Here is a 24,010-nt window from a genome sequence, read left to right as displayed (position 1 = left end):
TCAAATTTAGATAAATATATGAATCAACACCAAAACAACTGCATAAACCTTCAGTTCTTATCTTGAATTAGCAAAATCGTATAAAAATATACACAGAAAAGGGGGAATTGACCGTTTATACTTATAGTCATGCCAATATAAGGGGGAATAGAATGAGATTGAATAGATCCTTGATTGCTTTACTATCTGCTTCCATTCTGATGGGATTAGTAGCACCATCATCCTTTGCTGCATACCAGTCAGGCTCTTATAATGTTGGATCAATAAAAGTCACCACTCACAATTCAGTTGTCACTACGCCTGAATCTTTTGGTGCAAATGGACAAGATTCCAAACTAGATACCCTAGCATTGCAACAAGCAATTCACAAAGGGGATAAAGTAGTACTAAAAGGCGGTGCTACCTATTATATTGATCAGCCTTTAGTAGCAAATAAGAACCTCATTATTACTACCACTGATGGTAAAAAAGCAACGATTGTACAAAAAAGCGCTCAATCCGCTTTTATCTTTGATAACAAACCAAAAGCAACCACTACCGTAACCAAAACGGTCCGTGTAAATCAAAATTACATTACCGTAAAAGACGCCTCCAAAATCAAAATAGGAGACTTACTTCATATCAAGTCTAGTAAATTGTGGTATTGGGATAATCGAGGATATCTAACAAAAGGAGAGTTATCTAAAGTAACCAAAGTAGAAGGAAATAATGTATACTTAGACCTTTCTGCTCGGGAATCATATTATATAAGCGGAGAAACATTAACTGTTAACGCTTATACTCCTAAAAACCTAAAAATAGAACACATTGAGTTTAAGCATCCTCAGCCAATGTCCACCGTCATGGTAAAAGTAGGTTTCACAGAGAATGCTCTGTTCCAAGATATCATCATTCGTAATTCGAAGAAGATTGGACTTATGTTAGACAAAACGTTACATAGTCATGTGACCAAAAGCTTTTTTAGCTTAGGAACAACACCTGACATTTCTTCAGGATATGGCGTACAAGATTATGGAGGTCGTCACAATACGATTTCGTACAGCACGTTTGCAAGTGTTCGACGTGGCGTCGATTTTTCTGGTGATACTCCTTCTCGTTTTGGTGTCGTAAAGTATTCCAAAGCATATGGACCACCAAAGCATACATTGGCTGTTGGGAATAGCGGATTTGGTACACACTCTACCGCAGAAGATATTACGTTCCATAACAATACCATAATCGGATTCAACTATGGATTTAACAGTCGTGGGAATCGAATTACCATCAAAGATAATACGATGACAGGTAATTCCGTTACCTTCGCAGCGATCAGTTATGGTAACAACGTTACTTTACTGCGTAACCATTTCCAACGATCCTCGTTAGAAGGAAACTCTCTAGAACATTTTGCATTGATCTTTGCTTCATATAAAGGCAAAGTGACCGCTGAACAAAACAAAGTAGAATACCTCACCAAAGATTTTGTTCGTGTTGCAGGTACAGATTTGCAAACCCTTCGTTTAGTTGATAATCGTGCAAATGTGTATACGGATTTGAACCCTATGTATGTCATTCGAAGTGGTTCCAATATCAAGTTACAGAATACCACCCTGTTGCGTAACTATATGTGGATGAAAACGGGAACGAAAAAATATGTTTCCAAAACCGTAGACTTGTCTGATAAGTCTAACCAAATCGATTATATACACTAAAATAGAGGCTGCTGACATATAGTTCAGCAGCCTCTATTTGTTTTATTTATTTTGATTCCCAGAAGCAATTCGATCAATTCGATTCGTCCGAATTCCTCCATGAAAGCCAATTGGGATCTTTTCTAGATCGCTTTGTTGATCAAAACCACTAGAAAAATGGGGTTCTTTGACTTTCTTTATTTGCGCTTCCCTAACAATATTTCAAAACCGATTGTAACTTGATGAGAATCTAATTGAAATGCTTCTTCTATTTTTTCTGAACTTGCTCCCCAAGATAAGGGAGTCATCCGGATCAAGTGCTGCCAATCTTCTGAGGAGAGCGTCATACGATACTCAACTTTTTCTTGACGAATTATCTTCAAATTCTCTGTAAAAAGCTCTCGTACCTTCTCATTGGAGTACTCTTGACTCTTTTTCCCTTTAAAGAAAAACTCTCGTAATTCTTTCAGATATTGGCTTGTTGGAATCACTTTTAGTAGCCATCCATTGTCACGAACGATGCGCAAAAACTCTTCATAGTTCGATGGGGATAAAATATTTAGAATCAGATCAAAACTATCTGATTGGAAAGGGCTTTTTGCTAGATCTCCTACACACCAAATCAATCTAGGATACTCTCTCGCTGCTAAATCAATTCCTGCTTTGGAGATATCCATTCCTACTCCAATATTTCTAGTAGTATTTTCTTTTGATAAACGCTCCATAATCTCTGCTAAATGAGACCCTTCCCCAGTACCGAGATCTAACATACGAAGCTCTTTTGATTTAATAGGCAATTCCTCTTGAATCAATTGAATCATCTTGTCTATAAGTGGGGAAAAAAAACCTCTCTGGCAAATAATCTGTCTGGACTCTAACATCGTTTTGTCGTAATCAGATTGCGGCGTGTCAAGCAAAAAATGGACAGAACCCCGTTTAGATAAATTAAAACAATGATTATTCGAACATATTAAGCTGCTAGGTTCTAGTATATGGATCTTTGTTTTGCAAATCGGACATTGAAAAATATCATGATGATCCCTCATCAAATCCATTGCTATCTCTATCTTCTTTTTTAGTTTCATCGCCCATATACCCTTTCTTTAATTCAACATTTGTAATAATTGGTAGCTATCATGTTACTACTCTAGCTGTGGAAAAACAAGAAAGTAGGTCTTGAAGGGCACACTTAACTAGAATATGTATATAAGTGGGAGTATTCTCCGCTATAATAGATAAAGACTAGAAATAGGGGGATCACATGTCCGTATATATCCGCAAACTAACAAAACAAGACGCAACTTCCTCTCATCAATTACTACTAAGAAATCGTGAGATGCTACGTCCATTTCAGCCAATTCGCTCTGAGTCTTCTAATACGCTTGATGCACACTATACGATGATTCAAAATTTAGAGCGTAATTGGCAAGCGGACCGAGCGTATGGTTTTGGGATCTTCTTGAAAGATAGTGAACAGCTAATCGGTAGAGTCAACTTAGATAATGTATCTCGTGGGGCTTGGCAAAACTGCACCATCGGATATCATCTCGATCAAGAGTATCATGGAAGAGGCTATATGACAGAGGCAGTACGCCTTGCGGTCAATTATGCTTTTCACAATTTAAAACTTCATCGTGTACAGGCAGCTGTAATGCCACATAATCTTGCTTCCCACCGAGTATTAGAAAAAGTAGGATTTCAAAAAGAAGGATTCTCTCCCAAATATCTTCAAATTAATGGAGTATGGGAGGATCATGTATTGTATGCAATCACAGTAGAAAATTGGATATAATCCGAAATAGAAATATTAACCATTCGGATTAAAATGTTGATATATCGAATACATCCTGTTATTCTTATTTTCAATATTATTTATCAACATCCATGACGAGAAAGAGTAAGATAGAATCCCTGATCTCCAGAGAGTCGACAATTGGTGAAAGTCGATGTTTAGGAACTGTCTGAAAATCATCTCCGAGATGCAAAGCTGAACTCTAGTAAGTTTTGTCGGGTTGTCCACCGTTACCATGGAACACGTATGAACACGTACGTTGATCGAGAGCCGCAATCTTTTTATTAGTTGCGGAACTAGGGTGGTAACGCGAGTCACACTCGTCCCTAAATTTAGGGGCGAGTTTTTTTATTTTCAAAAAACAGAGGGAGAGAACAAAGATGAAGAAATCAGACACATTTTTTATCGGACTTATGCTATTTTCCATGTTTTTCGGTGCAGGAAATTTAATGTTCCCCCCTTTCCTAGGAATGGAATCAGGAACTTCCTATTGGGTAGCTATCAGTGGATTTATCGTGACGGGTGTTGGATTGCCTCTAATCGTGTTAGTAGCTGTATCTCTTGTAAATGGTGGAGCACAAGAAATTGGAAATCGAGTAAACCCTACATTTAGTACTATTTTTATGGTAATTGTTTATTTATGTATCGGACCATTCCTAGCGATCCCGCGCAACGCTACTGTTGCATACGAAATGGGCTTGAAACCATTTCTTGGGGAATCTGCTGGAAATTCCGCTATCTCGTTAGTGATATTTACGGCTGTATTCTTTCTTCTGACATTTCTAGTAAGTTTAAACCCATCCAAAATGTCTAACTATATGGGGCGTTTCATTACTCCTATCCTGCTGTTGGCGATTGTTGTTCTATGTGTAACCGGGTTTATGGAGTTAGATTCTTCTGCTCATCCTCCAACAGTTGACTATCAATCTGGTGCATTCTTTAAAGGTTTTATCGAAGGATATGCTACCTTAGACGCCCTTGCCTCTCTTGCCTTTGGGATTGTCATTCTAACTGCTTTACAACAAAAAGGAGTTCAAGATCGCAAAAAATTAGTGGCATATACTTTAAAAGCTGGTGTGATCGCTGGATCAGCACTCGCTCTTGTTTATATTGCACTTGGTGTGATCGGAGTTAAGATGACTTCTCATGGCTCTTTTGAAAACGGAACAGAGATACTAACTGCTACTGCTAACTTCTTGTTAGGTACCAGTGGAAATGTGTTACTCGGCTTTATTTTTACCCTAGCTTGTTTTACGACTGTGGTTGGGCTAACAACAGCTTGTGGACAATATTTTTCTAAGCTTATTCCCAAAGTAACCTATCGTTTTGTTGTAACAACGGTAAGTCTAGTAGGTTTCATGCTTTCTAATTTAGGATTAAATCAAATTTTGAAAGTATCTGTGCCATTTCTTGTAACTGCCTATCCGATTACGATCGTATTAGTCACACTCACCTTTTTCCATAAATTCTTTCATGGTTCAAAGAAAGTTTATGGTAGTTCAATACTCATCACAGGAATTGTTGCACTGATCGATGGGCTAAAATCTTTTGGATTTGATTTAGGAGTAGTACAAACTCTCGCAGATACCCTCCCTTTGGCTTCTTATGGTCTTGGATGGGTCGTTCCTGCAATTGTTGGTATTTTCATCGGGATTCTAATAGATAAGTTGTTTAGAAAATCTACAGATGAGGTTAAAGTACAAACTTCCTAGTTTATTAAAATGAAGAGATGGATAGCCACAGCCCCAATCGATCTATAGACTGGGGCTTTTTTGTTCTACTGAAAGTATCCATTTGTAATTGAGCGACTCTTTTGATAATAGTAAGTGAAGGGCATTTGATATGTGTTGCTCATGTTGCCCAGTAATAGATATGCAACCAATCCTCTAAAAAGTTCAGGATGTTGGTTTGTTTATGCTACTACAGGAAAAGTGAAAACAAGGCTATTCCGACATATTAGACTACTAGGTTCTTGTACTTCTATCTACGTTTCATAGGCTAAAGAACTGGTGATAGAGAACCATATTTCCTTCTCGAGTAACTCTGGTAAGCGCAAGATCCCATGTATTCACTTTAGAATATTTCATTTACTAAACTTGCTTCACTTGTTTGTTCGGTTACAAGAACAACTACATTTTTTACAACGGTCACAAGGGTCACATTTGTTCTTACTACCACAACTACATTTTTTAACTAATCTATTCGTTAAAAAGTTTATTGTATGGGTTATGAATAGGTGATTGTATCATTTCGGAAAAATTATACGTTTAGATACAATACAACCGACTCCCTATACATTAGGAGTCAGTTGGTTATTCTTAATTGTGGTCATTTAATATTAATAGCTGGAACAAAAGAAGCTCTGAGACCTGTTCGATTTAGTATTTGTATTAATAAGCGATTATGATTTTGATATCCATTTGGCGTTCTGGAACAAATTGTACTCTAATGCTATTTTGCAGTTCAAATAGAGTAAGAGGGGGCGATTAGCCCCCGTCTTCTCACACCACCGTACGTACCGTTCGGTATACGGCGGTTCCGTAAGATCAGACGGACACACATCTCTTCTTGTATAGTCCGTTATGCTTTTCTGTCTCTTCACGCCACCGGAACCTCTGCCCTCTTAGTCATTTCGTAGGATTCACTACTATTTTGCTAAGTAAGTCCTCTCGGATTGTCTGCATCAACAGCTCGGTGAGATTCGAGTTTATTTCACACTCTCTTACAGTTCAGTCCTTCCTGATCTGACTGATCAGTACTATGACATCTGCTGACTTCTGCATGCTCAGCTTTCCCTCACGGGAAAGGTTACCGTGTGTGCACGGCGTGCCGTGCAGATCTCCCTGGGTAAGAGCACATTCTTTCCTTCCATGTACCTGCTTCATTTACTCCCACTCACCTTCGGTAGCAAGGACTTTGCTTTGTTATGCAAGCTCATCCAATAAGTGTTAGCCTCCTATGAAGTTCGTGTTCCTCAGGCCGGAAGTTTGCCGCTGGCTTCCTTCAGATTCCACCTCATGGTGGACACCCTTGCCTTAAGCTAATAGCTACTGCTACCTTCGCTACTCGGGACTTTCACCCTATAGAATGAACACATGCCGGGCGCACATAAACAAACACCGTCCAATTCAAGGACGGTGTTTGTTTGTTTTTATCGACGCTTGGGATGTTTACGATACATTTTATTGATCTTCTTCCATTTCTGTTGTGCTTCGTGTGCAGCCTGCTTATCTACTTTTCGTTCCAAATGAGCTAGTTCCCGTTGTAACTTTAGATAGCTTTGAAAGCGTTCCGTAGGAAGTATCCCCTCTTCTAATGCTTCCTGAATAGCACAATCAGGCTCTTCCTTATGCTGACAATTGCTAAATTTACAGCTCTTTGCTAATTCGAGAATATCCTCATACGTATCACTCAACCCGGTCGATGCTGACCAGAGTTGAAGACTTCGCATGCCAGGAGTGTCTACAAGACACCCTCCTGCTGGAACCGAGATAAGATGTCGCTCTGTTGTCGTATGTCGCCCTTTTCCATCATCATCACGAATCGCTTGGGTTAGTTGAACTTCTCTACCTGCCATCTTGTTAGTTAAAGTAGACTTGCCAGCTCCAGATGACCCTAAAATCCCAACTGTCTGCCCACTACCGAGGTAGCTCTGTAAAACGTTTAATCCAATTTCTTGTTCTGCACTGATTACATGGATCGGAACCCCTACTGCCACACTCTCTGCCTCTTGAACCTTTTGTTCAATGTCCGTACAAAGATCACATTTATTTAGTATCACAACTGGATGGGCGCAGCTTTCCCACGCCATCACCAAATAACGTTCTAACCTACGCACATTAAAGTCCTGATTGAGCGCCTGCACAATCCAAACCGTATCCACATTTGTAACAAGTGCATCTTCCTGATAGGAATCAACCGATTTTCTCGTAAACTGGCTAAAGCGGGGGAAGACTTCATGGATCGTTACTTTATGGTCTTCTGATATAGAAACTCGAACCCAATCCCCCACTGACGGAAATTGAACTGTTTGCATTGTTTCATATCGGAATTTTCCTGAAACTGCACCTATAAGCTCGCCCATTTCGGTCATCACTCGGTAGAGTCGCTTGTGCTCCAACACGACTCTTCCTAACTTCATTCCAACATTCTCACATACCTGTAGCCATTTGTTTTCTCTATCACCAAAACCATACTGTTCTAATGGAAACAAAGCAGATTCCTCCTAGTGATTTCTTCTCACAGGGAATCCACTACATTTACACGAATGATGCTTTCTAGTAAAGGAATGGTCCCTGAAAATTACGAAAGATCGAACCCTCTTTTGATTACAATCATCGACATTGAACAACACTCCTTTACGGATAAAAGTTAATAATAACGCAATTCCCATTATATCAGTTACTAAGGGAATAGGCACATGTATACTCTTTTGAAGAGTTTTCAATTTTTAATTTGTTTGTGATACAAACTAGTTTAGATTTTTGTTGTCATCCGTCCAAGAAGCAGCAAAATAATCGGCTATTTATTGCGCTTATTTATGTCTGGATTTATTGATATAACCCTTATTAGTGGAATCGTTCGCATACCCCCATAAAAATGCTCCTCTCCAATTGGTACATTTTTCGTATCCCTTCATAAGTATATATCATCCATAATTAGGCACTGGTATCCTAAAAATGTGAAGGGAATGAGCAGATTGTACTATCCTCCCTATATGTATCCATATCCTCATTACGCACCAATGTATTACTCAAACGTTATGGTAAAAAAACCTCAAGAAAAAAATCCTCAAGTATTGGAAGCCATACTGACTGGAATAAAAAGAGAAGCTACTGCTATCGACTTCTATAATCGGTTAGCCAAGTATGCGCCGAATGAAAAGGATAAACAACATATTCTTCAAGCACTAGAAGATGAAAAAGTCCATTTGTATCGATTAACTGAACTGTATAATACGCTTACTGGAAGAAAGCCTACTTATGATATCGAGAGAGTTACATTTAATACTTATAAAGAAGGATTACAAAAAGCATATGAACTAGCAGTGGCCGATTACGAAGAGTATCGTAATAGTTTTTACCTTGCTCAATATTTACCATTTCGAGATGTATTTTGGGAAGCTTGCAATGATGAGGCAAATCATGCAAACCGTTTTAGTTCTTTATCGTCATACCAAGTAAGCCGTATTGAATTAAAAGATTATGGAAAAAAACCGTTTGTTGTAAATATCGATGAAGCAACTAAGCAAAATAACACGTTTCGTACTGCCTTATGGACAGGAGATCATCTGCAAGTAACCTTGATGAGTATCAATGTTGGAGATGACATCGGTTTAGAGGTTCATCCTAACGTTGATCAATTCTTACGTATTGAAGAGGGGCAAGGTTTAGTTCAAATGGGGGATCGGAAAGATCGATTGGATTTTAAAGCGAAAGTTTATGATGATTATGCCATCATGGTGCCAGCTGGTAAATGGCATAATCTAACCAATACAGGAGATAAACCTCTGAAGCTTTACACTATTTATGCGCCACCTGAGCATCCTTTCGGTACTGTTCATAAAACAAAAGCTGACGCAATAAAAGCTGAGGACAAATACTAGAGTTCTAATACAGAAATATGACCAATTATACGTAATGACTTAGGCTATATGTGTAGCCTAAGTCATTACACTATTTTTTGGAAATCTGATACCGATATCGACTTTACACTCTAACCATTTTGTACTTTACTAACGATATTTGTTTGTAGTACAAACTAGTTTTATTTTTGTGTTGGTGAATTTATGATCTTTAATAAGGATCTTGTTCATGTCCTTTTTCAATTGCATCTTTTACCGCCTGATGTGCATCCTTTGCCCCGAGCGGATGCATTTCTTCACCGATTTCCATCTTCATTTCGTTCATCACCTTGCTCTTCTCAGATAAACCTTCCCTCAAACGACGGCCATACTCTTCATCCGCTTCCTCGGCGAGGGTAATCATTTTATCCTGAATATCCTTAGGACAAATAGCGAGATCATTCACGAGATTGCTGATTAACTCATCTTTTTCCCACTCTTCAAAATGCCGATAAGTATCACCAGCTTGTTTTGTATTATCATTTCGCTCGATCGATTCGCGAACAAGATTCCCTTCCACATACGGTGTATGCTCTTTGCCCGTTTGTTCTGCCTCTTTTAAACCACCCATACTTGATGGTTCATAGTTCACATGCAGGTTTTGCCCAGGTGCTTTGTCATTATAATAGCGCAATTGGCCGCCTTCCTGATTGGTTGCGACTCGTTTTTTGGCCGCATTGATCGGAAGTTGCAAATAGTTGGCTCCAACACGATAACGCTGGGTATCGGAATAGGAAAACGTTCTTCCTTGTAGCATTTTATCATCTGAGAAATCAAGTCCATCCACTAAAACCCCTGTTCCAAAAGCCACTTGTTCCACTTCATTAAAATAGTTCTCAGGATTTTTATTCAGGATCATACGTCCAACTGGTCGCCATGGGAACTGATCCTCTGGCCAAAGCTTCGTATCATCCAACGGGTCAAAATCAAGCTCAGGATGGGGACTGTCCTCCATAATCTGCACAAACATTTCCCATTCTGGATAGTCACCACGCTCAATCGCTTCGTACAAATCCTGTGTTGCATGGCTGAAATTTTTCCCCTGAATTTCTTCCGCTTCCTTCATTGTGAGATTCTTAATGCCTTGTTTCGGTTCCCAGTGGTACTTTACAAGAACTGCTTTTCCTTCGCTATTCACCCATTTATAGGTGTTAACTCCTGATCCTTGCATCATGCGGTAATTGGACGGAATGCCCCATGGAGAATAAACAAAAGTCACCATATGAAAGGACTCAGGTGAATTTGCACAGAAATCAAAAAAACGGCGTGGGTCCTGAATATTTGTCACTGGATCTGGACGGAAGGCGTGAATCATATCCGGAAATTTCATCGCATCTCGGATAAAGAAGATTTTTAAATTGTTTCCGACTAAATCCCAGTTGCCATCTTCTGTATAAAATTTCACCGCAAATCCACGAGGGTCACGAACCGTTTCTGGGGAATGCAGGCCGTGAACAACCGTTGAAAACCGGACAAAGACAGGGGTTTTTTTCCCTTTTTCTTGAAAAAGTTTCGCACGGGTATACTTGGATACAGGCTCATCACCGACCATTCCATATGATTCAAAATAGCCATGAGCACCAGCCCCACGAGCATGGACAATCCTCTCTGGTACTTTTTCTCGATCAAAGTGACTGATTTTTTCAATAAAGTCATAATTCTCTAATGTAGCTGGTCCTCGATTGCCTACCGTTCGAATATTTTGGTTGTTTGTGATCGGATGGCCCTGTCGATTGGTTAATGTGTCATCGTTTTCAATATTCGTTTGTGGATTTTTGTTATTTGTATCCATTTCATCTCTACTTTCCTAGTTACTTACTAGGTATTTTTCCCATCGATAGAAAATTATACCTTGATCAAATCAGAAAACATTATCATATTTTGTTCCAAGAACAATCCGTATTTCTAAGATGCTGATTATTCCCATAGTATCGCAGTGGTGTTTATACACAGATGCCAAAAATAAAGCACAAGGTGAATTTCGAACTTCATATAAAAAACCCTGATTTTTCTGCTTAGTGTAGAAAAATCAGGGTTTTAACTTCCAAATAATGTATGATCGTGTGTTTTCGACTTATTATCAGCAAGAGCCATTTGTTTTTTTCTCATCGTACAAAACAAATACGCTATCTAAATGTCATCTCACATATAGCTTTACCATCTTGGACAGTAACTTCTGCTTGTGCTCCATTTACCATAATTAGCTGAGGTGGAACATGACCGATGTCCGTGTCATACACAACAGGAATTTGATTGGATGTAAAGATCTCGTTAAGCGCATCTATATAAGTGAAATCCTCTGTATCCCGATAGGAACTAGTCATACGCCCAAACAAAACTCCATTCGCATGCTCAAACCATCCATTTTCCCTCATCGTCCAAAGAGCTCGATAAAGTTGAGCAGCAGAGGACTCGCAACACTCTAGATACCAAAGTACACCTTCTGGAGCATATTCCCTAATAAAGGATGGAATTGGGGCGAAACGGGTGCCCGCAAGAGAGACCAATGTTTCAACACATCCACCTAGTAGACGACCTGACATAGTGATCTTCTCTCTCTGAGCGAAAGAATCGAGTGTTTTCCAGACTGTAGGTGTATCAAGATGATAACCCGAATGCTTATCTTGGAATGCTTTTTCCCAAGAAGATTGGTAGTACTCCGATGAAACTTGCTTTATCGTGCTTCCGAATGGAATTGCCAGCACTTCTGCCCAACGTCCCGTAAGCGTATCCCATTTTGGAGCTCGTAAATCTACATAATTTACACCATGTGCAGTAGCAGATCCGGTGAGCAGTGTATAAACAAAACAGAGCGTGCTAATATCGGAATATCCTAAGATCCATTTAGGTGGCAGATTTCGCAATTTATCCCAATCTAAAAGTGGAAGGATGTCAATTGTAAATTCCCCACCCCATGGTGGAATAATTGCCGAGACCGATGGATCAGTCAGATAGTCCATCAATTCATTTGCACGAACCTCTTTAGGCGCACTTGCCGACTTGTACTGATTCCAAATCGTTTTTCCTTCATGAATGTTATAGCCCGCCTGTGTAAGACGAATTCTAGACTCTAACAAAAAATGATGAATCTCCTTTTCTACTCCACTAGATGGTGCTGTTACCGCAATCTGATCACCTATTTGTAGTGGTTTAGGGTATCGGATAATTGACAATTAGTCACTCCCCAACTAAAAGAAAGAATAAAATAAAAATACCGACTTCTCATTGTAAGATTATACAGTTTGTACCCACTTTGCATCAGATTCTCGTTCTTTGAACCTCCCCCACCTACGCTAAGAGGTAGAGGATTCTTGGGTAATCCCATCTACCAATAGGAAATCCACCAAGCTCAAACCGTAGTTCCTACGGCAAGAAGTCTCAGACCTTCTTTTACTATATTCTGAGCGGCATTCATGTCACGATCATGTTCTGTCCGACACTCAGGGCATATCCAACTTCGAAGGTTCAGGTTTTTCACCTCTTTATTTTGATAGCCACAAGCCGAACAAAGCTGACTAAATGGAAACGTTTTACCTATTTTCACGATGGTTCTTCCGAACCACTTTGCCTTATAGGTCAGCATGGTGACAAACTCCGACCAAGAAGCATCCGTAATGGACTTTGCTAGAGAATGATTTTTCACCATGTTTGTTACTTGTAGATCTTCCAAGCAAATCGTTTGGTTTTCACGGATGAGCTTAGTAGAAAGTGGATGGAGAAAATCATGTCTCGCATGCACGATCTTTTCATGGATTTTGGCGACTCGGATTCGTGCTTTGTTCCAGTTAGAACCCCCTTTAGTACGTCTCGACATGGTTCGTTGGGCTTTCGCTAGCTTCTGTTCATATTGTCGAAAATACCGAGGAGCCGGATCTTTTGTTCCGTTGGAACAAACTGCAAAATCTTTCAGTCCCAAATCAATCCCAATCGCTTGGTTAGGGTCTACTGGATGGTAATGGCATTGGTGTAACTCACAAAGAATGGAAACAAAATCTTTGCCAGTAGGGTTTACGAATGGTAGCAGAAAGGATTTTCCCTTCTACTTCTGGACTTGTGAGAGGGTAGAAACCCTCCCTCATCCGACTCAGATTTATCTCCCACGCTATAATAGATAAATGTCTAACAGATAAATTAGTACGTTATACTAGTACCAAATACTAATTTTTCAATAAGAAAAGAGGAAACTATGCTAACTAATGATCTAGACTTTCGTTTAGAATCACGTTTGAAAGAATTGTATGAGCAACATAAAGTACGAGCCCAAAAGATCGATTGGGGTTATCACGAGTTTTTGCCTTGGGATAAAGGAGCTGATTTCAAACGGGTACCGTGGGATGAAAGTCAAGTTACCTTACCTTCTGGAATTATTACAGCTGTCGAAACTGCGTTGTTAACTGAAGTGAATCTACCTTGGTTTACTACGTATCTTTCCGAAACCTTTAAAGGTTCACTCTCTGTTATTACCGATTTTATTCATACATGGACATCTGAAGAAGATCAACACTCTAATTTACTAGAGACCTATCTGTTACTCACTCGTAATGTAAACCCTAATCGATTGCACGAATTAAGAAAACAAGTGGTCGAAGGCGGATTTAATCCCGATTTTCATACTCCAATCGAAGCAATGGCGTATACGACTTTACAGGAACTTGCAACAATGGTCTTTTATAATAATGTTGCAAAAATAGCTGGGAAACACGATCGAGATCTTGCTGCATTATTGCGTCGTCTTGCCAAGGATGAAACTCTTCATTATGCCTTTTATCGGGATGTCATTCGTTCACATCTGGAACTGGAACCGAACTATTGCTACCACATTGCCAATGTCATCATGAATTTTAAAATGCCTGGTGCTGTAATGCCTGATTTTGAAAATCGGATGGGCATAATTGCCAAAGAAGCCAATTACGGACCGCTTCAATATTTTGATCAAGTGCTCGATGTGGTAGTAGAATATTGGGGAATACGTGATTTACGCCCCATCGCGCCACTAGCGGAAAAGGCACGAGTTCAGATTTTGGAATATCATGAAAGGCTGAAAAGAATCCGTGATCGTTATCATAAACGGTCGAGATAAGGAGAATCGTATACCTATATCAATATACATTAAATCATATATACAAAAAACGCCTCACCATTAAATAAAACTAACATTCAGTGGGGTGAAGGAAAACTTCCACTGAATGTTAGTTAATCTTATCAGGTTCTTATGGGCAGTAATCTTCCACGAAGTCTCTTTGCTTTCCACGAGCTTTGAGATGGGAGATTACTGCCCGTTTAGAGCGAGATAAATTCGAGCATCACTTTTTGACTTTTCTATTTAAATTCCAAACGAGACAAACTTCGTTTCCAAAAACTCCTCCATCGCATAATGTCCGCCTTCTCGCCCAATACCACTCTCTTTTACCCCACCAAATGGAGCCTGTGTCTGAGTAGGAGAACCATCATTGATCCCCACAATCCCATACTCAAGAGATTCCGCCATTCGAAAACATCGTCCATTATTTTGTGTATATACATAAGCAGCCAATCCATACTGGGAATTATTTGCAAGCGAAATTACTTCATCTTCACTCGTGAATGTCGTAATCGGTACGACAGGACCAAACGTCTCTTCTTGCCAGATCTTCATCTCGGTAGTCACGTTGGTTAACACTGTAGGAGCACAGAAAAATCCTTTGGCATACTCAGATTCAGTAAGACGATTCCCTCCTACCGCCACCTTAGCTCCTTTTGCCTTAGCGTCTTCAATATGTCCTAGTACTTTTGTAAGAGCTGCCTCATTAACCAGTGGCCCAACCTCGACGCCTCTTTCTCGTCCATCTCCTACCTTCACTTGGTGAACACGCTCCACTAGCTTGGCAGTAAATGCTTCTGCTACTTGTTCATGTATATATAGGCGATTGGTACAGATACACATCTGACCAGAGTTTCGGAATTTACTATCAAAGAGTCCTTGAACTGCTTCATCAAGATCTGCATCCTCAAATATGATAAAAGGAGCATGTCCTCCTAACTCTAAACTGATCCTTTTAACCGATTGAGCTGCCCCTTCCATCAGCAGCTTCCCTACCCGAGTAGAGCCTGTAAATCCAATCTTGCGAACTCTGCGATTTTGGAGAAACTCTTGTCCGATTGATTCAGGATCACCAATAACTAAGTTAGCGACACCCGCTGGGAATCCAGCCTCTTCAATCAGCTCAAATAGATGGATCGCACTAAGCGGGGTGCTCTCGGCAGGTTTTAAAACAACGGTACAACCTGCGGCAAGTGCTGGAGCAATCTTACGAGCTACCATATTAACTGGAAAATTCCAAGGGGTGATCGCTGCTACCACCCCTACTGGCTGTTTCAAAACCATAATACGTTTATTCGGGAAAGTGGAAGGTATTGTCTCTCCATAAACCCGTTTTGCTTCTTCCGCATACCACAAAAAATTGTCAGCTGCTCCCATTACCTCTCCTAGTGCTTCACCAAATGGTTTCCCCATCTCAGCTGATACAATACCAGCTAACTCTTTCTTATTGTTGCGTACCAGTTCAGAGAGAGTATATAGAAACTTCGATCGCTTTGCTGCGGTCATTTTACTCCAGCTAGAAAACGCCATATCTGCTGCTTGAATTGCACGAGCAGCATCTGCACCATCTCCAAATGAGACTATTCCAACCTGTTCACCTGTAGCCGGATTGGTTACTTCCAAAGTTCTTGATTTTGTTGCTTCTGTCCATTCTCCATGGATATACATCTTTTTCAATTCATTCATCTCCATCTCTCCCTCATCAGATTGGTTTTAATGCCTCAAATGGATTTTTGCAGTGACGACAATACAAAATACTCCGGCAAGCAGCAGGACCAAATAGATTCTCTAATTCAGTATATGGAGAATCACAAAAAGGACATTCTATCTCCCACTTGTCTCCTACTTTTACACCCAATGGTGGTGGTGCGATCCCAAATTGGCGGAGTTTTCTGCGAGCATCAGGGTTGATTCGATCGGAAGACCATGCTGGGGTATGGAGGAATCGAACAATTACCTTGTCCACCCTATTGATAGCGCTTACTTTTTGTTCAATCGCCTTTTGCATTATTTCCAAAGCAGGACATCCAACAAAAGTGGGAAGAACCTCAATAGTGACAACTTCTCGTTCCCAAAAAACCTGATAGATCATCCCCATCTCTACCATACTGACAACGGGAATTTCCGGATCCATCACCTCTTGCAATGTAGTCCAGATGATAGCTGAGTCGTTTTTTTCCTGTTGCATCTACATCACTTCCCTTTACCAAGAAGCGGCTGGATCCAAACGATAGACTTCTGAGAGAATAGCTAAAGCCTTCTTTAAATCCTCCGTATGCTCTCCTCTACGCCCAGATCGCTTTGGTTCTGGAATAGGGGCTAGTGTAACTAGTCTTGGCTCTACTAACACCTCTTGAATTTTGACTTTCCATCGGTCAGCTAGTACATCAGCAGGTTCGATTAATTCATAATTTAGAAACTCCTTTTCCCAGTTTCCATAATGAATTAGATCACCCGAATCGACCCAAACACGCTCGATCGCTTGCAGAATGCGTTCCCGACTCTCCGCTCCTCCATCTAATAACTGCCTCATCCATACTTGCCAGTGATAGAGATGATAGAGTAACTCGTTCTGAATTTTAGTCGCTGCAAAAGCTAACGGCTGATAGGAGCAGCTTTCTAAAGATTGAAGTCGAACTAGCTTATATAATTCATAAAAATAGGTACGAATAAAACAGAAGCTCCAATCATAACTTGGATTTTTGATATAATCTCCTGGACCATTTGGTCGTTCTAGTAAAATAGCATTTCGAAATTCTTCACTAGATCGTAACTGCGCTAGGTCATCTGCTTTGCCTTCCCCTAGCTCCTCTAGCATCTCGTAAAATAAAACTGCATGTCCCATCGTATCTTGGGATATAGAAGAAAAAGCAACATCCTCCTCAATATGTGGGGCAAGTCCTAGCCATTCGGAGCCGCGATAAGCCAGTAGAAAATCATCATCTGCCAATTGGTAAAGTAATTCTTTTAACGACTGCGAGTAATCAGAATTCTGCAAGGCTTCTTGTGCTTGATAGTATTGTGGATTCATCCTTCCTGCTGCCCCCTTTCTTCTGACTTCCGCTCAAACATCTCTCGATGCCGTCTCCATTTGGATGGTAGCTCTCCATAACCTTTTGTTTCCCGATACGATTTATTATCTAGACGAGGTAAATGACGTCGCTCCTCTGGTGGAAGCACATAAATATCTTCTCGTCGAACTACCCAAATGTTGACACATGGATCACGTCGGAGAAAGTTATCTCGCGCCATACTCATTGCTACTTCATGATTGGGAGCTAACAGACTAAATTGATGGACAAACCCAGTCGTTGGTGTTTTTTGACTAAAGACCTCAAAGATTGGCAACGAGGATGTCTCTTGGTTGTTTTCCATCTCGTAGCCTCCTAACTTACTCGATTTCCTATTGCTAGCGCATCACGAACCCACTTGCTTTCTTGATAAGAAAGAGTGCGCAACTGTAGACGTTGTCGGGATTTCGGTCCATGACCTGTGACAATCTTCTTGAATTCATCCCAATCCGGTTGTTGATATGACCACGATCTAGTCGCTTTATCATATGTGATCGTTTCATCTGGGATCTGAAGACCTAGGTGCCAAATTTTTGGTACATACTTAGTCAAAAATGCTTGTCGCAGCTCCTCATTGGTCTGAGAGCGAATTTTGTATCGCATATTTAGCTGTTGATTGCTTGTAATTCCACCATTTTCTGGAGGACCAAAAAACATTAGCAAAGCTGGCCACCATCTACTTACAGCATCTTGAAGCATGGCCCGTTGATCAGGTGTACCCTCCGCAAGTGCGAGAACAATACTCTCCCCATGTTGGGCGTGAAACTTCTCCTCAGCACAGATCCGATATAGAGCACGGGCATAAGGAGCATAAGAGGTATCTAATGACATCGTCTGCGTAATGATCGCAGCGCCATCCACTAACCAACCAATCACCCCTGCGTCAGCCCAAGTAGGAGCTTCAAGATGAAACACATTATGAAACTTTAAACGTCCTGTAAAGAGGTCTTCTAGCAGATCATCCCGAGTCTTACCAAGTGGCGCCATCAGATCTTCAGCTACTCGCAATAGCAATTGCCCATGCCCCATCTCATCTTGCACCTTTGCCATAATCGCTAATTTCCGACGTAAAGTTGGGGCTTTTGGAACCCATTCCTTTTCCGGAAGCGCTCCCATAATTTCGCTGACAGCATGCATTGAAATTAATTTAATTAGTTGCATACGATAATCCATTGGCATCCAATCATCTGCTTCGATCTTTTCCCCTCGATCAATTCGTTCCAAAAAGTCTTGGTAACGGTGCTCCTCCGAAATCATCTAATTCCTCCTCCCAAATCGTCTTTGTATATTGTAATACGAATTATTTATAAAACGTTTTTCTAACGTAATATTAACATAACGTTATATATTTGATCAAACAATAATGTTCTGTTTTTTCCCTGTTTATATGCGATAATGAAAGGAAAATTCTTCGGGAGGTACAACGCATGGAACGGGTCGTTCGAGTCCCTAGGTGGACTGGAAAAATCTATGGCTATCTATTGGTATTAACAGCGGCTACCTTTTGGGGTGTCTCGGGAACCGTTGTACAGAAATTATTTGCTAGCTACTCCTTTACCGCAGAATGGCTCGTGGTCACTAGATTGCTGATCTCAGGAGTCATCTTAATAGTCTATGGTATATGTACAAAAGCAAAGGAAACATGGGCGATCTGGACGACGAAAGACCGCATTGCACTCATCATTTTTGGCATAGTGGGACTATTGGGTGTTCAGTACACCTTTTTTGCTGCGATCGCCCATAGCAATGCCGCCACAGCTACCTTATTGCAATATCTAGGACCCGTACTGATCGTATTTTATTTCTCCTTTCTCCATCGTAAGTTACCTACTCATCTCGAGTGGATTGCCATTGCCTTTGCTTTGATTGGCTCCTTTTTCCTGATTACGGGAGGAAACTGGAACCAACTCTCTATTACGCCAAAAGCCCTTTTTTGGGGAATTGCTTCCGCATTTGGACTCGCCTTTTATACGGTACAGCCTGTTTCGCTACTACGGTGTTGGGGGTCTATCACCATTGTAGGTTGGGGTATGTTGATCGGTGGAATCGGACTCGCAATTCTTCAACCACCATGGAACGTAGTTGGTATTTGGACGGGAAAATCGATCTTTTTTTATCTATTTGTCATACTTTTTGGCACTCTGATCCCATTCCTCCTCTATCTAGAGAGTTTAAATCATATTCAAGCCTCTGAGACTAGCTTAATCTCTTGTGCAGAGCCACTCTCCGCTGCCATTGTAGCGGTCATCTGGCTACACGTTCCTTTTGGTATCATGGAATGGATTGGAGCTACATTCATCATGGGGACAATTTTGATATTGGCCATACAAAAGGAGAAAGAAACTTCTACTAAAATAGAGTAGTAGAGCTCATTTCAATTAAGGAGATTTATATGGATAACCAATATGAAGAAGCGTTAGTTAGGAGCTTCTTCTCCAAAAGATCGCAGAGTAGAATACTATTTGAATTATCTTCTCCCAAAAGACGTAGAGATGCTTTATGGCGTTTATGCCATATGTACTACGAAAATCTGAACGAAAAGTATATGGTACCGATTGATCAGCCTATAACTTATCCTGAGCAAATACTTGCAGTATTGAAGAAAAATGGTGCTGATGATCTTTGCTATGTTATGTCCCTAAATACAGACATAGATGGTGAGTACTTACCTCTTAATATTGCATTAGAAGAAACCGTTTTTTTCGGATTGGCATCCATAGTTTCCTGCATTCCAGATAAACTCGCTTATTTTCAAGCTGAACAAGTACAAGGTCCTCCTCCAAGATTCATCCTAAAAAGAAACCTATCCATCCAAAACGATAGAGTTCGACAACTATTCTAGTTTTGCGATCACATCAATAACATACAAAAAGCCAGTTCCCACTCACTTCTTGGGGACTGGCTGATATACTTCTTCGAAAAATCGAACAGCACCTGGATGGAGTAACTGATAATAATGACTAAAGAGTTGATCTGCTTCTTTTCCTAGCCAAGGGCTAGGGAGTAATTCATCTGGTAAATCAGGATCAATAAAGAGGAACTTCCGATAATCATGGACAAGCTTTGTCTTCTGCACAAAACAATCATTATCGGACAGTCCATCTTTTTGGGCGATCGCTTGATCTCGTTGATATTGAAGCTCATATTTTTCTATAAATACCTCATAGGCACTTTGGATCTCACCTAGATTCCAGCACTTTTCTACTAATGCTCTTGGCTCTCGAAATCCTACATGAGTCGCTTGGAAAATCTCCATATGATCTTGTAACTCGTAATTCTGGGCTAATTCAGTCACTTGTTCTTGTAAATCATTAGGGCTAATCCAAGTACTATTCGTTAGCATCCCAAAGCCGAGAAAGCCTAACTCCTTGCGTAACTGATCTCGTAAATTGCGCTGAGTCTCTGGGATATGGTAACTAACGATACACCAATTCCCACTCCATCGTTCCATTCGCTCACTAGGATAGATACGCATCGCTGCTTCATCCAAGCGTTTTTGTCCACGCTCTGACATCGAATAATAGCTGCGGTTGCCTACTTTTCGCGATATAAGCCAACCTTGTTTTTGCATACGGGAGATCGCAGCACGAACAGCAGGTTCTGATAAACCAAACTCACCTAATAGCTTGGTTAGACTCCCCACCCAGATCTCTCCACCTACATGTCGGACATACTCTCCATAAATAGTAAAAAGCATCGATTGCGGTCTCAATAGTCCCACCCCTGTACGGACGTTGCCTGAAAATATCTACGATTATAGGGTTAGGAGAAAAGGATTGTCAATTAATCCCTCACTTGGACGGGTAGGAATCCGAGCTCATATAACGTTCTTTTATAATTTGACGATGATGAAGTTCATGACCAGCAATAATACTGACAAGCGCACGAACCGTTATTTCAAACCCAATTACCATTCCACGACGCAACCAAACCTCAGGGCTCAAACCTTTCAGCAAATGGATAGTGGACTGACGAACAATATTCATGTTTGCCAAGAGATCTTCCATTGACTGATGATGAAAAGTAGCATTTTGGTTATAGATTTTCTCATCAAATCCTGGAAGAGTTTGGGTCTCTCCTCTCGCTATGCAGAGTGCTCTATAACTCATGACCCTCTCCCCATCTGCTATATGGCCAATCACTTCTTTTAAACTCCATTTATCTGGGGCATAACGGAATTGACTTTGAATTTCAGTTGTGTCTTGAAGTAGAGAAATAGTTTCTTCTATTTGTTGTTGTAAAATTGGGAATAGATCACCATCAGGTACTAGATCGATATACGTTGAATAAAACGGGGCATATTCGCTTTTTTCTGGTCGGCTTAACATTTTTTCCTCCTTTTAAATCATCCTGTTTGTTAGTAATAAGATGAATATTTTATTACCTGCAACATACTCTCCATACCAGCATGAATTTTGATCTCAATAGTCTCACCCTATTCAAATATTATCAGAAAATATATACAATTTGTATAGTTAGAAGAAATACAAGCCAGTGTATCAGCGTTACCCCACGTTGAATATAGCCTAGCATCTTTGCCTTTTTAGGCTGTGGGAAAATCGTATATATCTTACGAGCATCGGTCATAAATTAACCTCCTTGACAATAAAAAGAAGACCTGCGATTCGCTATCGTCTTCGGTCTCCTTTGTGTACGGGATTCAACCGAGGCTGATCCAATCTACCGTACATTCGAGATAAGAGCACTCAACCCAGACCTACTCCATTTTAGGAGCATGTATATGACTATTCTTGGGAGTGATTGTTAAACAGTTCAATCCTCAAGTGTTGATTGGTCATTCATTCAGGCAAATACTGGAACTTGGTCAAATATTGTTGGATATCATTGTTTTACGCACTGTTGAAACACTGTCAGAAGATGTCCATCCAATTAATTGAACTGTGCTTCAAGCTCAAGTCCAGTCAAAAACAGGAATGCTCCAATAGCCATAAGTAACAATGAGCTGAGGTAATAGGTTAGGTAAGATTTCACAGGCTTTTTTGATTCTCTTGCAACCTGGACTTTTTGTATAAGGAGGCCAAAACCTAACGTAAAAATCCCTGCCCCCAATGATGCTATCATTACTGGATGATTCATAATTTGCCTACCTTTTTCTTTTATTTATGAATCAATTATAGAGTTTAAATAATTAGAAATAAGACAGAAAATGAGTAAACAGTAGATAAAAATAGTTAACATACGAGCGATTTGCAATGTCTCAATCAACACGAAAAAAAGAGTTCCCAATGAACTGTTTAGAGTTCACCAGAAGGTCTTTTGACTTCTTAGTATGACCGTAATACTACATAGACGTAATCATTTTTGGTGGAGTAGAACGGGACCGAACAGCTGACCTCTACACTGCCAGTGAAACGCTCTCCCGCTGTTGTTAATTTCATTATCCGAACATTGGTAATGAGAATATGATCGCCGCTATAAATACGACCTGCAGCAAACTGCGGACAAACAGCTTCGGCACTGGCCTACCCCCAATTGTTAATTTCTGCTTAGCTGCATAGACATTTGCTGGAAACATGGCGATAAGTAGCACAACTAAGCACACGCAAGCAGTGTAAGAAGTAGCAGGAATCATAATGCCAATTGCACCCGCGATTTCCAAAAGTCCAGTTGCCGTCACGATCCAGTCGCGTCTTGGAACCATTCGGATTAGGTCCGAACGATTCTTCCCCCAATGAGCGGAAGCGGTAAGCAGCAGCATGACAACCACTGCCCCTTTTAATGATGAATGCCAATTATCAAAAATAGGCAAACCGAGAAAGCCCATTGTTCGAAACAATAAAAAGGATGCCACAAGGGCTATAAATGGCGCCAAACTCCCTCATCTCCCACTAAAATAAAGGTTATAAATCAGAATCATGCATCGTTCAATTCGAGTCGTCCAACTTGATCACACTCTTCAACGAACCAAATGTCACCACTCAGGCTAACTGCGATACCATGAGGCTCTGCATTCTGGGTTGGGATTTCATATTCCAACATTTCGCCTTGTGTTGAAATTCTTCCGATTCGGTTGCCACCCCATTCCGTGAACCATAGATCATCATGAGTTCCGCTAACAATGGCATGAGGTCTAGCGTTCGGCGTTGGAATCACAAATTCACAAACCTCACCGAAGATTGTCATTCTTCCGATCTTATTCCCTAGAATTTGAACAAACCACAAGGCACCATCGGGTCCGCTTGTAATACCGACCGGCCCGGAATTGGGAGTCGGAATGGGGTATTCCTGTATTTCTCCTCTTATGGTGATTCTTCCAATTGAATTGTTTTGATTGAGCGTAAACCATAATGCATCATCTGAACCTTGAGTAATAAAAGAAGGAAACGACTTCGGATTAGGTAGCTCAAACTCCGCGATCTCCCCTGATTTGCTTATCCTGCCGATCTTCCCGCTACTCATTTCAGTAAACCATATTGCGCCGTCCGCTCCCTCTGTAATGCCAAAAGGCGAAGCGTTTTCTGTCGGAAGCTCGTATTCTGTGCATAGACCGTCCATCGACATTCTCGCAATCTTATTGGCGTGATATTCGGTGAACCATAAGAAGCCTTCCTGGTCCGAAATGATAGACATAACCCCTGCATTGGGGGTTGGGATGGAATAAGACAAGACTTCACCATTCATATCGATTCGCCCGATTCGGTTTCCTTTTTGTTCCGTAAACCACATCGCACCGTCTTTCCCAGCTGTAATTCCATAGGGTCCTGACTCTGCTCTAGGTACCGCGTATTCTTGAATACTGATCTTCATACCATG

At 40.6% G+C, this 24,010-nt stretch carries 23 protein-coding genes and 1 other annotated feature; of the genes, 7 read left to right on the top strand and 16 right to left on the bottom strand.

The window, feature by feature from the left end; genetic code table 11:
* The first annotated feature begins 152 nt into the window (after positions 1 to 152).
* Positions 153 to 1,691 carry a right-handed parallel beta-helix repeat-containing protein gene (locus VJ09_RS01055; protein ID WP_044639872.1) on the top strand — a complete coding sequence of 513 codons (1,539 nt, stop codon included), beginning with the start codon at positions 153 to 155 and terminating at the stop codon, positions 1,689 to 1,691.
* Positions 1,692 to 1,867: 176 nt separating this feature from the next.
* Here the strand turns inward: VJ09_RS01055 and VJ09_RS01050 are convergent, their stop codons facing one another.
* Positions 1,868 to 2,755: a methyltransferase domain-containing protein gene (locus tag VJ09_RS01050; RefSeq protein ID WP_044639871.1), complete on the bottom strand. Its 888-nt coding sequence runs from the start codon at positions 2,753 to 2,755 to the stop codon at positions 1,868 to 1,870.
* A gap of 176 nt (positions 2,756 to 2,931) precedes the next feature.
* On the opposite strand from VJ09_RS01050, the gene VJ09_RS01045 reads away from it, so the two are divergent.
* A complete protein-coding gene (locus tag VJ09_RS01045; RefSeq protein WP_044639870.1) occupies positions 2,932 to 3,462 on the top strand; it encodes a GNAT family N-acetyltransferase in 531 nt (176 codons plus the stop codon).
* An 83-nt stretch (positions 3,463 to 3,545) separates the two neighbouring features.
* Positions 3,546 to 3,793: a binding site (T-box leader), on the top strand.
* A gap of 49 nt (positions 3,794 to 3,842) precedes the next feature.
* Positions 3,843 to 5,174, top strand: coding sequence for a branched-chain amino acid transport system II carrier protein (gene brnQ / locus VJ09_RS01040; protein ID WP_044639869.1), 1,332 nt, complete (start codon positions 3,843 to 3,845; stop codon positions 5,172 to 5,174).
* A gap of 1,439 nt (positions 5,175 to 6,613) precedes the next feature.
* Here the strand turns inward: brnQ and rsgA are convergent.
* The gene (gene rsgA / locus VJ09_RS01035; protein ID WP_044639868.1) at positions 6,614 to 7,675 is read right to left on the bottom strand and encodes a ribosome small subunit-dependent GTPase A; all 1,062 of its coding nucleotides are present in this window, start codon (positions 7,673 to 7,675) and stop codon (positions 6,614 to 6,616) included.
* Positions 7,676 to 8,152: 477 nt separating this feature from the next.
* On the opposite strand from rsgA, the gene VJ09_RS01030 reads away from it, so the two are divergent.
* Positions 8,153 to 9,067 carry a cupin domain-containing protein gene (locus tag VJ09_RS01030; RefSeq protein WP_230199067.1) on the top strand — a complete coding sequence of 305 codons (915 nt, stop codon included), beginning with the start codon at positions 8,153 to 8,155 and terminating at the stop codon, positions 9,065 to 9,067.
* A 190-nt stretch (positions 9,068 to 9,257) separates the two neighbouring features.
* On the opposite strand, the gene VJ09_RS01025 is transcribed toward VJ09_RS01030, so the two are convergent.
* From VJ09_RS01025 to VJ09_RS01015, 3 genes are all read right to left on the bottom strand, one after another.
* Positions 9,258 to 10,877 (bottom strand): catalase, encoded by a 1,620-nt coding sequence (locus VJ09_RS01025; RefSeq protein WP_044639867.1) that lies wholly within the window; start codon positions 10,875 to 10,877, stop codon positions 9,258 to 9,260.
* Between the two features lie 334 nt (positions 10,878 to 11,211).
* Complete coding sequence (locus VJ09_RS01020) at positions 11,212 to 12,258, bottom strand: S66 family peptidase (RefSeq protein WP_044639866.1); 1,047 nt, start codon at positions 12,256 to 12,258, stop codon at positions 11,212 to 11,214.
* 176 nt (positions 12,259 to 12,434) lie between these two features.
* A complete protein-coding gene (locus VJ09_RS01015) occupies positions 12,435 to 13,067 on the bottom strand; it encodes an RNA-guided endonuclease TnpB family protein (RefSeq protein ID WP_082050338.1) in 633 nt (210 codons plus the stop codon).
* A 204-nt stretch (positions 13,068 to 13,271) separates the two neighbouring features.
* On the opposite strand from VJ09_RS01015, the gene VJ09_RS01010 reads away from it, so the two are divergent.
* Entirely contained in the window at positions 13,272 to 14,165 is an 894-nt protein-coding gene (locus VJ09_RS01010; RefSeq protein ID WP_044639865.1) for an acyl-ACP desaturase, read from the top strand.
* Between the two features lie 243 nt (positions 14,166 to 14,408).
* Here the strand turns inward: VJ09_RS01010 and VJ09_RS01005 are convergent, their stop codons facing one another.
* The 5 genes from VJ09_RS01005 to paaA are packed head-to-tail and all read right to left on the bottom strand — an operon-like array spanning position 14,409 to position 18,493.
* Complete coding sequence (locus tag VJ09_RS01005; RefSeq protein WP_044639864.1) at positions 14,409 to 15,851, bottom strand: NAD-dependent succinate-semialdehyde dehydrogenase; 1,443 nt, start codon at positions 15,849 to 15,851, stop codon at positions 14,409 to 14,411.
* Positions 15,852 to 15,867: 16 nt separating this feature from the next.
* Positions 15,868 to 16,353 (bottom strand): 1,2-phenylacetyl-CoA epoxidase subunit PaaD, encoded by a 486-nt coding sequence (paaD, locus tag VJ09_RS01000; protein WP_044639863.1) that lies wholly within the window; start codon positions 16,351 to 16,353, stop codon positions 15,868 to 15,870.
* A gap of 15 nt (positions 16,354 to 16,368) precedes the next feature.
* Positions 16,369 to 17,196 (bottom strand): 1,2-phenylacetyl-CoA epoxidase subunit PaaC, encoded by an 828-nt coding sequence (paaC, locus tag VJ09_RS00995; RefSeq protein ID WP_044639862.1) that lies wholly within the window; start codon positions 17,194 to 17,196, stop codon positions 16,369 to 16,371.
* On the bottom strand, positions 17,193 to 17,540 hold the full coding sequence (gene paaB / locus VJ09_RS00990) for a 1,2-phenylacetyl-CoA epoxidase subunit PaaB (protein WP_044639861.1): 348 nt from the start codon (positions 17,538 to 17,540) through the stop codon (positions 17,193 to 17,195). The genes paaC and paaB overlap by 4 nt, the downstream gene beginning before the upstream one ends.
* Positions 17,541 to 17,551: 11 nt before the next feature.
* Positions 17,552 to 18,493 carry a 1,2-phenylacetyl-CoA epoxidase subunit PaaA gene (paaA, locus tag VJ09_RS00985; protein ID WP_044639860.1) on the bottom strand — a complete coding sequence of 314 codons (942 nt, stop codon included), beginning with the start codon at positions 18,491 to 18,493 and terminating at the stop codon, positions 17,552 to 17,554.
* A 170-nt stretch (positions 18,494 to 18,663) separates the two neighbouring features.
* Between paaA and VJ09_RS00980 the strand changes: the two genes are divergently transcribed.
* Positions 18,664 to 19,599, top strand: a complete 936-nt coding sequence (locus VJ09_RS00980; RefSeq protein WP_044639859.1) for an EamA family transporter — start codon at positions 18,664 to 18,666, stop codon at positions 19,597 to 19,599.
* A 29-nt stretch (positions 19,600 to 19,628) separates the two neighbouring features.
* Complete coding sequence (locus VJ09_RS00975) at positions 19,629 to 20,078, top strand: hypothetical protein (RefSeq protein WP_044639858.1); 450 nt, start codon at positions 19,629 to 19,631, stop codon at positions 20,076 to 20,078.
* A 42-nt stretch (positions 20,079 to 20,120) separates the two neighbouring features.
* Here the strand turns inward: VJ09_RS00975 and paaX are convergent, their stop codons facing one another.
* The 6 genes from paaX to VJ09_RS00950 all read right to left on the bottom strand — a co-directional run bounded on the left by paaX (position 20,121) and on the right by VJ09_RS00950 (position 24,004).
* Positions 20,121 to 20,948, bottom strand: a complete 828-nt coding sequence (gene paaX, locus VJ09_RS00970) for a phenylacetic acid degradation operon negative regulatory protein PaaX (protein WP_044639857.1) — start codon at positions 20,946 to 20,948, stop codon at positions 20,121 to 20,123.
* Positions 20,949 to 21,027: 79 nt separating this feature from the next.
* Positions 21,028 to 21,564: a DinB family protein gene (locus tag VJ09_RS00965; RefSeq protein WP_044639856.1), complete on the bottom strand. Its 537-nt coding sequence runs from the start codon at positions 21,562 to 21,564 to the stop codon at positions 21,028 to 21,030.
* Positions 21,565 to 21,685: 121 nt separating this feature from the next.
* Positions 21,686 to 21,823, bottom strand: coding sequence for a hypothetical protein (locus VJ09_RS18240; protein ID WP_154662331.1), 138 nt, complete (start codon positions 21,821 to 21,823; stop codon positions 21,686 to 21,688).
* A 303-nt stretch (positions 21,824 to 22,126) separates the two neighbouring features.
* Positions 22,127 to 22,333, bottom strand: coding sequence for a hypothetical protein (locus tag VJ09_RS00960; RefSeq protein WP_044639855.1), 207 nt, complete (start codon positions 22,331 to 22,333; stop codon positions 22,127 to 22,129).
* A gap of 301 nt (positions 22,334 to 22,634) precedes the next feature.
* Positions 22,635 to 22,955: a DoxX family protein gene (locus VJ09_RS00955; RefSeq protein WP_325063578.1), complete on the bottom strand. Its 321-nt coding sequence runs from the start codon at positions 22,953 to 22,955 to the stop codon at positions 22,635 to 22,637.
* A 155-nt stretch (positions 22,956 to 23,110) separates the two neighbouring features.
* Complete coding sequence (locus VJ09_RS00950) at positions 23,111 to 24,004, bottom strand: Vgb family protein (protein WP_044639853.1); 894 nt, start codon at positions 24,002 to 24,004, stop codon at positions 23,111 to 23,113.
* Positions 24,005 to 24,010: the final 6 nt, after the last annotated feature.

Source organism: Risungbinella massiliensis (genome assembly GCF_000942395.1).
Taxonomy (GTDB): domain Bacteria; phylum Bacillota; class Bacilli; order Thermoactinomycetales; family Thermoactinomycetaceae; genus Risungbinella; species Risungbinella massiliensis.
The sequence above is the reverse complement of the archived record's forward strand: the minus strand, read 5'-3'. Positions and strand labels throughout refer to the sequence as shown.